The following is a 14,281-nucleotide window of genomic DNA, read 5'->3' on the forward strand; positions in this document are numbered from 1 at the left end:
AACGCAACTATCGGACGTTTTAACAAACTAGCATGATCAATTATTTACTACGATTGGTATAAAACATATAGCGATAAAAAAACCCCGCATCGCGAGGTTTTTCATTGTGTATCAGCACGGCTTAGCTGTTCAAGTCCTGAAAGAACTTCTTCACGCCATCGAAGAAACCTTCCGCCTTAGGGCTGTGCTTCTTTGATGACCCCGTCAGGGTGTTATCGAACTCACGTAGCAGTTCTTTCTGCTTGTCGTTCAGATTCACCGGCGTTTCCATCACCACCTTACACAGCAAGTCGCCAACCGCATGGCTGCGCACCGACTTGACCCCTTTGCCACGCAGACGGAACATACGACCGGTCTGAGTTTCCGATGGGATCTTCAGGTTGACCTTACCATCGAGTGTCGGCACTTCGATCTCGCCGCCCAGTGCCGCCGTGCTAAATGAGATAGGCACTTCGCAGTAAAGGTTGTTACCGTCACGTACGAAGATGGCATGCTCACGCACAGTGACCTGCACATAGAGATCCCCTGGAGGCGCGCCAAACTCGCCCGCTTCCCCTTCGCCCGACAGACGAATGCGATCGCCGGTATCCACACCCGCAGGAATTTTCACCGACAGTGTCTTGCTCTTCTCTACGCGGCCTTCGCCATGACACTTACCGCAAGGATCTTTGATGATCTTACCGCGGCCATGACAGGTAGGACAGGCTTGCTGCACAGCGAAGAAACCTTGGCGCATCTGCACCTGGCCCTGACCGTGACAGGTACCACATGTGGTGGGTGAGCTGCCTTTCTTGGCGCCGCTACCGTCACAGAGGTCACAGGTGGCTAAGGTCGGAATGCGTAGCTCTTTGGTCAGGCCACGCACCGCCTCTTCCAGTGACAGTTCCAGGTTGTAACGCAGATCTGAGCCGCGCGCCGCTTGACGCTGGCCACCACGGCGTCCACCACCGAAGATGTCACCAAATACGTCACCGAATACATCACCGAAGTCGGCGCCACCGCCAAATCCGCCACCGCCGCGATTAGGATCGACACCCGCATGACCAAACTGGTCATAGGCCGCCTTCTTATCGCTGTCGGTTAGAATTTCGTAGGCTTCTTTTACCTCTTTGAAGCTGGCTTCGGCCGCCTTGTCACCTGGGTTGCGGTCCGGGTGAAATTTCATGGCGAGGCGCTTATAGGCCTTCTTAATCTCACGCTCGCTGGCGTCGCGACCTACGCCCAATACTTCGTAATAATCTCGCTTTGACATAGTCTCATACTTTCTGCGCTAGGGTCTGTTGACCTTTTAGGTTTACTTTTTGTTCAATCTAAAAAGATCAACTGCCCCTTAAGTTATACGAACGGGCGTTAGAGTTACCCCATAACGCCCGCTGGAAATAATTTAGGCTGGGCCTGAATTATTTTTTGTCGTCTTTAACTTCTTCAAACTCGGCATCGACAACATCATCAGCAGGAGCTTCGTTAGACTGCTGAGCCTGCTCGCCTTGGCCAGCTTGCGCCTTAGCCTGAGCGATCTCCATCAGCTTGGCAGACGCTTCCATCAGGGCTTGCGTTGCCTTTTCGATAGCTTCTTTGTCGTTGCCCTTAGTGGCAGTGTCGACGTCAGCCATCGCAGCTTCGATCTTCTCTTTGTCTTCGCTTGGCAGTGCATCGCCCGCTTCTTCGATCTGCTTCTTAGTCGCGTGAACCATGCCGTCAGCTTGGTTGCGTGCAGACACTAGCTCTTCGAACTTAGCATCTTCATCGGCGTGCGCCTCGGCGTCACGTACCATAGCTTCAACTTCTTCATCGCTCAGACCAGAAGAGGCCTTGATGGTGATGTTCTGTGCCTTGCCCGTCTTCTTGTCGGTCGCAGACACGTGCAGAATACCATCGGCATCGATGTCGAAGGCCACTTCAATCTGTGGCATGCCACGTGGTGCAGGCTCGATACCTTCCAGGTTGAACTGACCCAGCGACTTGTTGGCGCTAGATTGCTTACGCTCACCCTGTAGCACGTGAATGGTTACTGCGCTCTGGTTGTCATCAGCTGTAGAGAAGGTCTGACTAGCCTTAGTCGGGATAGTGGTGTTCTTCTCGATAAGCTTGGTCATCACGCTGCCCATGGTTTCGATACCCAGAGACAGTGGCGTTACGTCTAGCAGCAGTACGTCTTTCACGTCACCTGCCAGTACACCCGCCTGAACCGCAGCACCAATTGCAACCGCTTCATCAGGGTTAACGTCTTGACGCAGCTCTTTGCCGAAGAAGGCAGAGACTTCTGCACGTACCTTAGGCATACGGGTTTGACCACCCACCAGAATCACTTCGTTGATGTCTGATACAGACAGGTCTGCGTCAGCCAGTGCCACTTTTAGCGGCTCGAGTGAACGTTGGATCAGGTCTTCAACCAGAGACTCAAGCTTGGCGCGAGTGATCTTAACCACTAAGTGCTTAGGACCTGTCGCATCTGCCGTGATGTATGGCAGGTTAACTTCAGTCTGAGTGGTGCTAGACAGCTCAATCTTCGCCTTCTCGGCAGCTTCTTTCAGACGCTGCATCGCCAGTGGATCGTTACGTAGATCCAGAGACTGTTCTTTCTTGAACTCGTCGGCCAGGTAATTGATCAGACGGTTATCGAAGTCTTCACCACCTAAGTGAGTGTCACCGTTAGTAGCCAATACTTCGAAAGTTTGCTCGCCATCTACGCTGTCGATCTCGATGATAGAGATATCGAAGGTACCACCACCTAAGTCGTATACCGCAACGATGTTGTCGCCTTGCTTCTTATCGATACCGTAAGCCAGTGCCGCAGCAGTAGGCTCGTTGATGATACGCTTAACTTCCAGACCTGCGATACGACCGGCGTCTTTGGTCGCCTGACGTTGTGAATCGTTAAAGTAAGCCGGAACGGTAATAACCGCTTCGGTTACTGGCTCGCCCAGGTAGTCTTCGGCAGTCTTCTTCATCTTCTTCAGAATCTCTGCAGAAACTTGTGGCGGTGCCATCTTCTTATCGTGCGCTTCAACCCATGCATCACCGTTGTCTGCCGCGATGATCTTAAATGGCATGATGTCTACGTCGCGCTGTACTTCGTCATCTTTAAAACGACGACCGATAAGACGCTTAATAGCAAAGAAGGTATTCTTTGGGTTTGTTACAGCTTGGCGTTTCGCAGGCTGACCAACTAATACTTCTTCGCCTGTATATGCGATGATCGACGGGGTAGTGCGATCGCCTTCCGCGTTTTCAATTACGCGTGCTTTATCGCCATCAAGTACAGCTACACAAGAGTTAGTTGTACCTAAATCGATACCAATAATTTTACCCATGGAGTCCTCCAAAAAAACTTTTAACTTACGCTAACTTTGTTATCTGATTCAGATATGGGGATAGGCGAATTCGTTTTCAAGCCTAATTTTCCGAGCCAATATCTTTCCTTAACACCCTATATTGGGACAGCAATTGGGAATACAAGGGCAAGAAAGATAAAAATTAACTTAATTGAGTATTTTTTTGATCTTAAAAGCTGCCGGCCGGCCAACAAGAAGCGTATAATGCATGCAATCGAAGTAAAACTCCCTCTGTGCCCCAGGCACGTGGGATTTTTTTAGTTGTCTCGTTTAGTGAGAAGGTTCAGTGAAATCATCCAACCAAGCTTATCTCTATGCCCTAGCGGCCATCTTACTCTGGTCGACCGTCGCCACCGCCTTCAAGTTGGCACTGAGTCATTTTACGCCGCTGCAGCTAGTGTTTGTCGCCGTTTCGACCTCAATCGTCGCCCTAGGCGTCATACTGGCCGCGACCGGTAAGCTGCACCTCATTAAGCGCCAATTTGCCAATCGTCCCTGGTTCTACCTGCAGACCGGGCTGCTCAATCCCTTCCTTTATTATCTGGTGCTGTTCAAGGCCTACGCCCTCCTACCTGCCCAGCAGGCGCTGTCACTCAACTACACCTGGGCCATACTGCTGCCGCTGCTGGCGGTGCCGCTACTGAAACAGAAGCTGCGCAAGAGCGATCTCACCGCGGCGCTGGTCGCCTATCTGGGTGTCTTCGTCATCGCCACTAATGGTGAGGTAGCCAGCGTGCGCTTCGAGAGTGCCACCGGGGTACTGCTGGCGCTTACCAGCACCCTGCTTTGGTCCCTCTACTGGATAGTCAACACTAAGGATGAGGGCGACCCAGTGGTGAGCCTGCTGCTGAGCTTCTTGGTGGGACTCCCCTTTATTTTGGTGACCCTGCTGCTGACCCAGTCGCTGCCGAGCTGGGATCTCAAGGCCCTTGGCGCCGGCATTTATGTAGGCCTGTTTGAGATGGGGGTCACCTTCGTCCTCTGGTTGGTGGCGCTGAAAAAAGCGGATCGCACCGCCAGCATGAGTACCCTAGTATTTATCACCCCTGTGCTCTCGGTGGGTTTCATCGCCTGGATCCTGCAAGAGACCATCACACCATCGACCTTTTTCGGCCTGGGACTTATCCTGACCGCGCTGGCGCTGCAGCAGCTATTGCCTCAGCTTAAGCGCCTGCGAACCAAAACAGCCCCAGCGCTGACGCCGGAGAACTAAAGTCATCGGCTAACATAAGCTGTCAGAGATAGACGCCCTTGCATAAAAAAACCGACCCTGAGGTCGGTTTTTTATCGCTTATTGATTTTCAGTGGCTAGTTGCGCACGTCTATCTCGCCCACGCCTACCGAGACATACAGATGGTCATCGCCGGCTGTGCCTTGCTGATGATAGCTCTGGCTCACCAAATTCTGGTTTACCTTGAGGCGCTGACCGCCGTCACGAATGCTCACCTCGCCCACACCTGACTCGAGCGACACATCACCAAAGCTTGCCTGGTGAGTGATCTCCGCGCGGCCTACCCCAAGTTCCACCTCTATGCTGGCGCTCAGGCCATCGACGATCACCTCACCCACGCCGGCATCCACCTTGAGCGCAGCGTTGCGGGGCAGATAGACACGCCACTTCTGGTTCACATCATCCTGATCCGCCAGGCGCAGCACCAGCTTGTCACCGTCGTCGAGAATATCGAACTTGGCCGAACTCACATCACTGTTTTGCCAAAAGCCAAACCATTTCGAATCGTTGGCTTTTACGACCACCTCGACCCGCACCTTATCCTGGTCGCCGGCGATCAGCTCCGCCTGGCCTACATCCATGTCCAACGCCACCTTCTGGCCGCGATAATCGAACTCATCGTTGAGTGTGATGCTAGAGGCCGCCTGAGCGCCTACGCTCATCAAACCTACCAGCAGACTTAAACTTACCAATGCCTTGTTAACCATGTTGTTTTTCATCTTAAGCTCCGTAACCGACTCCCTGTGAGATTGATTAAGACAAAGCAAGCAAGATGCCAAAACTGTAACCAACTGTAATTACATGCATTTATGGTGATTTCGCTTTTTTGATGTAAGGTTTTCCCCAAACAAGTTGCGAAACTCACCAAGGGATCTGGTCAATTTCATCACTAACGATCATGGGATAAAGCTACTGGGATAAAACTACTGGGATAAAGTGATTTAAATAATTTAGCGAAGCAGAAAAACGAAAAGGAGCCCTAAGGCTCCTTTAAACTACTACTGTTAGCTAGAGTTAACCGCGGGCGGTGTAGTCGCCGACGCCAATCCACTTATAGGTGGTGAGCGCCTCGAGCCCCATTGGGCCTCTGGCATGCAGCTTCTGGGTCGATACCGCCACCTCGGCGCCCAGGCCAAACTGGCCACCATCGGTAAAGCGGGTACTGGCATTGACATACACGGCCGCCGCATCCACCTCGTTGATGAAACGGGCCGTAGCATGAATGTTATCGCTCAATATCCCCTCGGAGTGACCACTGGAGAAGCGGCGAATATGGGCGATCGCCATATCCATATCATCCACCACCCTAACGCCCAGGTTCAGCGACAGCCACTCTGTGCCAAAGGTCTCATCACTCGCCTTGTGAGTAACAGTGCCGGCATCCTTGCCTATCGCCTCGGCCTGATCACAGGCATAGAAACTCACCCCGAGTGCACTTAGGTGGGCATAGAGCTTAGGCAGGAAAGTTTGGGCGATAGACTGGTGAACCAGCACAGTATCCAGGGCGTTACACACGGTCGGGCGCTGCACCTTGGCATTGGCGATCACCTCAATGGCTTTTAGCTGATCCACCTCGCTATCCACATAGAGATGGCAGATGCCGATACCGCCCAAGATCACCGGAATGGTCGCCTGTTCGGCGCACAGGCGCTGCAGGTTCTGACCACCACGGGGCACTATCATATCCACATATTTATCGAGCTTGAGTAGGCCAGAGACCAGGGCGCGATCAGGGTCTTGGATCAGCTGCACCGCATCGCTCGGCAGCCCCTGCTCGCTAATGGCTTCCCTGATCGCCTCGCTTAATGCTAGGTTAGAGGCCAGGGTCTCCTTGCCACCACGCAGGATCACCGCATTGCCGGTCTTGAGTGCCAGCACGGCGATATCCACGGTCACATTGGGGCGCGCCTCATAGATAACCCCGAGCACGCCCAGCGGTACCCGGCGGCGGGACAAGCGCAGCCCGTTATCCAGTAGCTGGCTCTCCAGCTCGCTACCGATGGGATCGGCCAGGGCCACCACGTTTTCGATGTCGGCAATCACGCCAGCTAGTCGCGCCTCGTCCAGCAGCAGTCTGTCTATCATGGCATCATTCAGGCCATTTTCCCGCGCCTTGACCACATCCTGCTGATTAGCTGCAACTATCTGCGCGCGCTTGTCGGTAAGCTTGGCGGCAATTGCCCTAAGTAAGTCGCGCTTCTGCGAAGCCGTGAGGCTCGCCATGGCATAGCTGGCCGCCTTGGCCTGCTCGCCGAGTGTGTTTAAATACTGCTGTTTATCGTCCATCGTTTCTGTTCCACTCATCTTTAATCTGCACAGATTGACTCTGCCGAAAACCTTACAGGACCACCATGTCGTTACGATGCACTATGGCATCGCCGTAGTCATAGCCCAGCAGCGACTCAATTTCATCCGAATGTTTACCGGCGATCTTCTGCAGATCTTTGGCGCTGTAACGACTCATGCCCCTGGCATGTTCACGCCCCTGCTCGTCCACCAGCTGCAGGGTGGCGCCGCGATCGAACACACCGCTCACCGACACTATTCCCTTAGAGAGCAGGCTGCGCCCCTTCAGGGTCACGGCGTTGATGGCGCCGCTGTCCAGTACCAGCCGGCCCTTGGTCGCCGGGCCCGCCAGGATCCACTGTTTGCGGCTCTCCAGCGGATTTTCCAGCGCGGTAAAATGGGTGCCTACTGGCAGCTGACATACGGCATCTAAGATCACCTTAGGATGATGACCCGAGGCGATCACCACCTCGACTCCCGCTCGGCGGGCGATATCCGCCGCCTGCAGCTTAGTGGCCATGCCGCCTGTGCCCAGGCCGGAAACCGCGCCGCCCGCCAGGCTGCGCAGGCTATCGTCGATATTGACCACCTGCTTAATCAGCTTGGCATCCGGGTTGGCCCTTGGGTCGGCATCGAATAGCCCCTTCTGATCCGTCAGCAGGATCAGCAGGTCAGCGTCACACAGCAGCGCCGCCCTGGCCGACAGGTTGTCGTTGTCGCCCACCTTGATCTCGTTGGTGGCCACCGCATCGTTCTCGTTGATGATAGGAATGATGCCGTTGGCCAACAGGGCGTTGAGTGAGTCCCTGGCGTTGAGATAGCGCTCCCTGTCGTGCAGGTCGGCGCGGGTCAGCAGCAGCTGGCCCACATGCAGCCCATAGATGCTAAACAGCTGTGACCAGGCGAGGATCAGTTGACTCTGGCCGACGGCCGCCAGCAGCTGCTTGTTGGCGACCGTATCCGGCAGTGTGGGGTAACCTAAGTGCTCGCGTCCGGCCGCGATGGCGCCCGAGGTGCACAGCACCACTTCGACACCCGACTTCATCAGCTTAGCCATTTGTCTGGCCAGCTCAACCATATGCGCCTTATCCAGCTGGCGCGATCCGGAGGTGAGCACGCTAGTGCCCAACTTTACCACCACACGGCGGTAGGCTATCTCACTTAAGTTCATTGACATTTAGACAGAAAAAAACCGAACCCCAAGTTATACCCAATCCCCAGGGCAAATGGTAGCGGGTAAGATAAAAGATTAGAGCCAGTCTACTTTCCTTCAATAAAAGCCCATAAAAAAGGCCATACATTGTATGACCTTTAATCTAAGCTGGCTGGCACTCAACTTAAGCTAAATTCGGCTCTTGCCAAAAGCTAACTCCCGGCTTCGCCTAACCATAGATGAACTTAACCATAGATAGACTTAGCCATAAACAAACTTAGCCAGGAATAGCGCCGCCAGCACCAAGACGCCCAAAGAGAGATCCTTGTAGCGACCGCTGAAGAGCTTGATCCCCGCATAGGCAACAAAGCCCATGGCGATACCGGTCGCAATAGAAAAGGTCAGCGGCATCAGGATACAGACCACGACCACAGGCGCCGCCTCGGTGAGATCTTCCCAGTCCACATGCACCAAGCCAGACATCATCAGGATGGCGACATAGAAGAGAGTGCCCGCAGTCGCATAGGCCGGCACCATGCCCGCCAGCGGCGAGATAAACAGTGACAGCAGGAACATGATCCCCACCACCACGGCGGTGAGCCCGGTGCGGCCACCTGCGCTCACCCCGGCCGTACTCTCGATATAACTCGTGGTGGTCGAGGTGCCCAACATGGCCCCGGCTATGGTGGCGCTGCTGTCGGCGGTCAGGGCGCGGCCAAGACGCGGCAGTCTGCCTCTGTCGTCGAGGAAGCCACCGCGCTGAGCCACGGCCACCAAGGTGCCAGAGGTGTCAAACAGGTCCACGAACAGGAAGGCAAATACCACGGAGAGCATGCTGATCTCAAGCACATTGGAGAGATCCATCTTCATGAAGGTGGGCGCAATCGACGGCGGCGTCGAGATCATGCCGCTATATTGCACATCCCCCAGCAACAGGCCCAGCGCGGTGATCCCCAGGATGCTGATGATCACCGCCGACTGATAGCCTCTGTGTACCAGGGCGATAATGATGAAGAAGCCCAGCACAGACATCACCGCCGGCAAGGCAGTCACATCGCCCATGGTGACCAGAGTCGCGGGGCTGGCTACCACTATGCCGGCACTCTTGAGGCCAATCAGCGCCAGAAACAGGCCGATACCGGCGGCGATCCCCAGACGCAGCGACATAGGAATGCTGTTGACGATCCACTCGCGGATCTTCACCAAAGACAATATCAGGAAGCAGATACCCGAGAGGAATACCGCGCCCAGCGCCGTCTCCCAGCTGTAGCCCATCTCACCAACCACCGTATAGGTGAAAAAGGCGTTGAGCCCCATGCCCGGTGCTAGGGCGATAGGATAGTTTGCCACTATGCCCATCACCAGACAGCCCACGGCCGCGGCCAAACAGGTGGCGACGAACACGGCGCCATGGTCCATGCCCGCATCGGCCAGCATCATGGGATTAACGAAGATGATATAGGCCATGGTTAAAAAGGTGGTCAATCCGGCCACCACCTCTTGTTTTAACGTTGTCTGGTGCTCGGTTAACTTAAATACTTTTTCTAACATGGAACGAGGTTCCTTGATTTAATTATGGTTTATTTAGGTAGGGTAAAAGTTGAAACCAAGTTAACGACTTGATAACAAGCGACGATTATATACGCAATAATTACGCAAACGCGAGCCAGATTAGAGCCATGACTCGAGACGATTGCATAAAGGTGATCTACGCCAGATTTATCGCCGAGGATGCGAGGCAGAGATGGTAAATTTCAGGCAAAAAAAAGCCTGCTCAAAGAGCAGGCGAGACATGTTTCAAGTGTTCCGAAAGGAAAGAGTTACCGCGCTAGCGGGTTACACTGGCCTACCGCTCAATGAGCAATAGACAACTTGAGTCTAAAAATCCCCAAATGGGGTAAGGTTGATGGATGATGCAACTACTTTAATCAAGTGAACTAGGTTCAAATGATCTCAGGGGTAGTTAGCCCTTAAAAGTCATAGCGTACAGACCACCGCGAAGGGCATCGGTACAAAACCAAGTATTCTGCCAATAAACGTGCTGAATTCCTGTATAAGACATAGTCATTAACTCCTAACAAAGTTGAAAAAATAATCTCTAGTGAAACTTGGCAGGCCTTTCATTTCCGGGGCCATGCCGCAGTCAACTTGTCGCTCGGTTCCTTGGAGAGTTATCCATCCTGGATAGACTTTGAGGTGGAAGACACTGTGTCTAACCAACGAGAGCCATTATATTTAAATGTAGTTTTATTACAAGCTTTTTTTCTATTTTTTTTAAAAAACCCTTCAAACTGTAATTTTACTACATCAAAACCCCATTGCGAGGCGGGGCAAGATCACGCTTTTTCACCCTATTGTGATCCGGCAACAAAAAGGGGCAAGCCTATGCTTGCCCCGGTCAAATTTTACCCCCAGCTAGGCTAGGGTCTGCTTAGTTCAGCCACGGATCAGCTGACACAAACTGACAAGTGGCGCCGCAGTAGGCGTGCCATACAAGGGGTCACCCTCGGTCGCACTACCGGCAATATCCACATGGGTGTAGGCCAGCGGCTTGTCGCTCGTCAGTCCATGGGCCTCAAGCCCTGAGGCTTTCAGCAGGAAGGCCGCGGGATACTGATGGCCCCTGGCCGTCACAGAAGAAGGCGCGTTGTTGGAGGACAACACATCTGCCGCGCCAGAAGGATCGACAATCTTCTGATAATCGTCACGGCGCAGGCGCGATACCTCTATCGGCTCCCCCCAGGCCTCGCTGATCGTCTGCAGGCTGTCACCCACCTGCTGCTGACGCGCCACGGCATTTTCCACCACGGCAGTATAGCCGCCGTAGGCGCGCACCACATGGCCGGTCAGAGTCGCTACCGAGAAGAGCTGCGGCGCCACGGCGTCCTGGGCCTTGAGTCTGAGGTGCGATAGCAGATCCGCCAGCACCAAACGCCCCTCGGCATCTGTGTTACCGATACGTACCCGCACACCTGCATGGCTGGTGATGATCTCGTCGGTCACGAAGGCCTCGCTGCCTATGCTGTTACGCACCAGGCCAAGCTCAGCCACCACACGAACGCCTTTAGGTTTCAGCAGGGCCAGGGTCTTCATCAGGCCGGCAACCGCGGCCGCGCCGCCCTTGTCGCGGCTCATCCCCGCCATGGCGCCGCCAACCTTAAGGTCGGCCCCGCCCGTGTCATACACCACGCCCTTACCGGCAAAGAAGTAGCTGCGCTCGATAGGCCCCTCGGCCTTATATTCCAGCTTGACCACTCTAGGCTGATGTCTTGATACGGCAAAAGAGGCGCGGCCCACGGCGCTTAGCAGCGGATAGTCACGCTCCAGCACGTCTCTGTCTTCGACCACAGACATGGTCAACCCCAGCCCTTGCAGCGCATCGACACAGTACTGGGCAAAAGCTGGCGCCGACATGCGCTCAGGCTCAGTGCCGCAAAGGTCACGCGCCAGGTGTTTACCCGCCTCGATGGCGCTAAGCAACTCAGCGGCCTTATCGTCCACCAGCAGGCCTATTTGCGAGATATTGTCCATCTCACCCAGTGCCTCGCGGCGCTCCAGCGACTGCCATAACGCCTGAGCACAACCCAGCGCGGCAACTCCCATGGACTGCGCATATCTCGCCTGAGTCGATGGCGTGACGATCAGCAGCGGACGTCTGGCGCCGGCATCGAAGGCCACTTTTATGCCCTGGCGAGCGGCGTCGCTATAGCCGCGCACATCCTGAATATCGCTGTCGCCATCTGCCACCGGCGCCACAATCAGGCGACCACCGGCCAACCCGGGAGCGAACAACAGCGTGGTCGAGCGCCCCACCCTTGCATCCACCTGGGCGCCATGGCTGGCGAGCATGGCCAGCTCCTCCTGGGCGATGGCGTCTAGGCCATTGGTTACCACTACCACGGCATCCCACTGGTTATCGTCAAAAATGGCTTCTGAATCTGTTACATCTATAAATTGAACCCCGGTCATGCCTCATCCTTTTCATCTAGCGGTTTTTCGGTCTTTGCCGAATCAACTGACGCCTATATAAGCCATACAAGCGCCCTGAGCTTTGACAGATCTTTGCCTGCCTATCGTGAATATCAACCTCTCACTAAAGACAATACTAACCCCTGCCATCTCTGTAAGGCCGCTTACCCAAGGTTTGAGGGTTGGGTTAAGGCCATGTCCAGCAAGGTTAAATCGCCGTGAGTGTTGGCATTATTCTCCTATCTGGCGCCAATGCCAAATGAAAATAATGATGTCGCCCCTTAAGGCGCCTTTTGGCGGGTGGCAACTTAGTATGACACTTGAGGGATACCCGCCTGCTTTCATGCCCACCTGGCACGGTGGCAAATCCCCCCGAGCCCCTAGAGTCTATGATAGACTATCGCCAAATTTGACCTCAAAGACCTTTATTACAGAGGAGTTTGTCCGTGAGCACATTAAGTCAATTGCAACCTCAGGCACTTTGGCAGTGGTTTGAACAGATCTGCGCCATTCCCCACCCTTCCAAGCATGAGCAGGCGCTAAGCCAATACATCCAAAACTGGGCCAAAGACAAACAACTCAGCGTTGTCGAAGATAAGGTCGGTAACCTGATCATCAAGAAGCCGGCAACCCCTGGCATGGAAAACCGCAAGATCGTGGCGCTGCAGGCGCATATCGACATGGTGCCGCAGAAAAACGCCGACAAGGTGCATGATTTCGAGAAAGATCCTATCGAAGCCTATGTAGACGGCGAATGGGTTAAGGCCAAGGGCACCACCCTAGGCTCAGACAACGGTATCGGCATGGCCTCAGCACTGGCGATCCTCGGCAGTGACGACATTCCACACGGCCCGCTGGAAGTGCTGCTGACCATAGATGAAGAAGCAGGCATGACGGGCGCCTTCGGCCTGGAAGCCGGTTACCTTGACGCCGAGATCCTGATCAACACAGATTCAGAGCAGGAAGGCGAGATCTACATGGGCTGCGCCGGCGGCGTCGATGCCCAGATCACTGTGCCTATGGTATGGCAGGCGGCAGAGCCGAGCCTGTCGACCTACACCCTAACACTCTCAGGACTTAAGGGCGGTCACTCAGGGGTGAACATTCACCTGGGCCGCGGCAACGCCAACAAGCTGTTGGCCCGCTTCCTGTTTAACCACGCCGACGAACTGGCACTGGAGCTGACCAACTTCAGCGGTGGCTCGCTGCGTAACGCCATCCCACGTGAGGCCAGCGTCAGCTTCATGCTGCCAAGCGAAAACCTGCCACGCCTGGAAACCCTGATCCAGGAATATACCGATCTGGTCCGTCAGGAACTGGCCATCGCCGACCCTGACATGCTGCTGACCCTCAGCGAGATCCCGGCCGCCACTCAGGTGATGAGCGAAGCCACCCAGCAGACACTGATCGATCTGCTAAACGCCTGCCCTAACGGCGTGATGCGCATGAGCGACGAGATCCAAGGCGTGACCGAGACCTCGCTCAACGTTGGCGTGATCACCACAGAAGCCGAATCGGTAAGCATCCTCTGCCTCATCCGCTCGCTGATCGACTCGGGCCGCGAAGAAGTCGAAGGCTACCTGACCGCCCTGAGCAACCTGGCCGGTGCCGAATTAGAATTCAGTGGCGCCTACCCAGGCTGGAAGCCAGACAGCAGCTCTCCTGTGATGGCGATTGTGAAAGACACCTACGAGTCTATCTACAACAAGGAACCCGTCATCATGGTGATCCACGCGGGTCTGGAGTGTGGTCTGTTCAAGAAGCCTTACCCAGAGATGGATATGGTCTCCATTGGCCCCACCATCCGCTTCCCACACAGCCCAGATGAGATGGTGTTAATCGAGACCGTCGAGCAATACTGGAAGCTACTCCTCGCCGTACTGGAACGTATTCCAGAGAAAGCGTAATAGATAGCGGAACTAGGTAACTGATAAGAAAAGGCGTCTAACAAGACGCCTTTTTTGTTGGCAAAATTTAGGGGGTTATCTTCGTAATGGTAGAATTTAATGCCTTAGCGTAATAGAGCACGCCTTGATTTGAGCCTCTACCAGACTCTGGTATTTGAAAGGTTATGGAATGTCACCACTTCATGGTGTATCAATTGCCTGCAGCATGCCTTTCGTGCAAACACGCTTTTGGCTCGCAGCAAGTCCATCCATGGATGCTCTACGAAATCATCCATGATTTCGAAGGCCAAAAGCGTGTTCACACCGAGTTATCAGTCTCTTCGATTTGGCCTTGCTTGTATCACCCTAAAATCAAAAGCTGAATCATATTTGGACATTTTTGAGTTAGGACTTTTGCTCT

Annotated in this window: 9 protein-coding genes; 2 read left to right on the forward strand and 7 right to left on the reverse strand. The window is 54.3% G+C overall.

Translation table 11 applies throughout. From position 1 onward, the window contains the following. Positions 1–121: 121 nt before the first annotated feature. Both dnaJ and dnaK read right to left on the reverse strand, forming a co-directional pair. Positions 122–1,252, reverse strand: a complete 1,131-nt coding sequence (gene dnaJ, locus K0J45_RS14600; RefSeq protein ID WP_011866640.1) for a molecular chaperone DnaJ — start codon at positions 1,250–1,252, stop codon at positions 122–124. Positions 1,253–1,400: 148 nt separating this feature from the next. Then, positions 1,401–3,314, reverse strand: coding sequence for a molecular chaperone DnaK (gene dnaK, locus K0J45_RS14605; protein ID WP_011866641.1), 1,914 nt, complete (start codon positions 3,312–3,314; stop codon positions 1,401–1,403). A gap of 307 nt (positions 3,315–3,621) precedes the next feature. Here dnaK and K0J45_RS14610 point away from each other — a divergent pair, with 307 nt between their 5' ends. Next, the gene (locus K0J45_RS14610; RefSeq protein ID WP_220043083.1) at positions 3,622–4,548 is read left to right on the forward strand and encodes a DMT family transporter; all 927 of its coding nucleotides are present in this window, start codon (positions 3,622–3,624) and stop codon (positions 4,546–4,548) included. A gap of 95 nt (positions 4,549–4,643) precedes the next feature. Here K0J45_RS14610 and K0J45_RS14615 read toward each other — a convergent pair whose 3' ends face one another. The 5 genes from K0J45_RS14615 to K0J45_RS14635 form a co-directional block, all read right to left on the reverse strand. Continuing rightward, entirely contained in the window at positions 4,644–5,285 is a 642-nt protein-coding gene (locus K0J45_RS14615; RefSeq protein ID WP_041406686.1) for a hypothetical protein, read from the reverse strand. 295 nt (positions 5,286–5,580) lie between these two features. Then, positions 5,581–6,870, reverse strand: a complete 1,290-nt coding sequence (locus K0J45_RS14620) for a glutamate-5-semialdehyde dehydrogenase (RefSeq protein ID WP_220043084.1) — start codon at positions 6,868–6,870, stop codon at positions 5,581–5,583. 34 nt (positions 6,871–6,904) lie between these two features. Then, a complete protein-coding gene (gene proB, locus K0J45_RS14625; protein ID WP_220045324.1) occupies positions 6,905–8,023 on the reverse strand; it encodes a glutamate 5-kinase in 1,119 nt (372 codons plus the stop codon). Between the two features lie 243 nt (positions 8,024–8,266). Further along, on the reverse strand, positions 8,267–9,556 hold the full coding sequence (locus tag K0J45_RS14630) for an NCS2 family permease (RefSeq protein WP_220043085.1): 1,290 nt from the start codon (positions 9,554–9,556) through the stop codon (positions 8,267–8,269). A gap of 885 nt (positions 9,557–10,441) precedes the next feature. Further along, positions 10,442–11,974: a M17 family metallopeptidase gene (locus K0J45_RS14635; protein ID WP_220043086.1), complete on the reverse strand. Its 1,533-nt coding sequence runs from the start codon at positions 11,972–11,974 to the stop codon at positions 10,442–10,444. Positions 11,975–12,420: 446 nt separating this feature from the next. On the opposite strand from K0J45_RS14635, the gene K0J45_RS14640 reads away from it, so the two are divergent. Beyond that, positions 12,421–13,881: an aminoacyl-histidine dipeptidase gene (locus K0J45_RS14640; RefSeq protein WP_220043087.1), complete on the forward strand. Its 1,461-nt coding sequence runs from the start codon at positions 12,421–12,423 to the stop codon at positions 13,879–13,881. The last annotated feature ends 400 nt before the right edge of the window (positions 13,882–14,281 follow it).

This window comes from Shewanella alkalitolerans (assembly GCF_019457575.1).
GTDB classification, from domain to species: domain Bacteria; phylum Pseudomonadota; class Gammaproteobacteria; order Enterobacterales; family Shewanellaceae; genus Shewanella; species Shewanella loihica.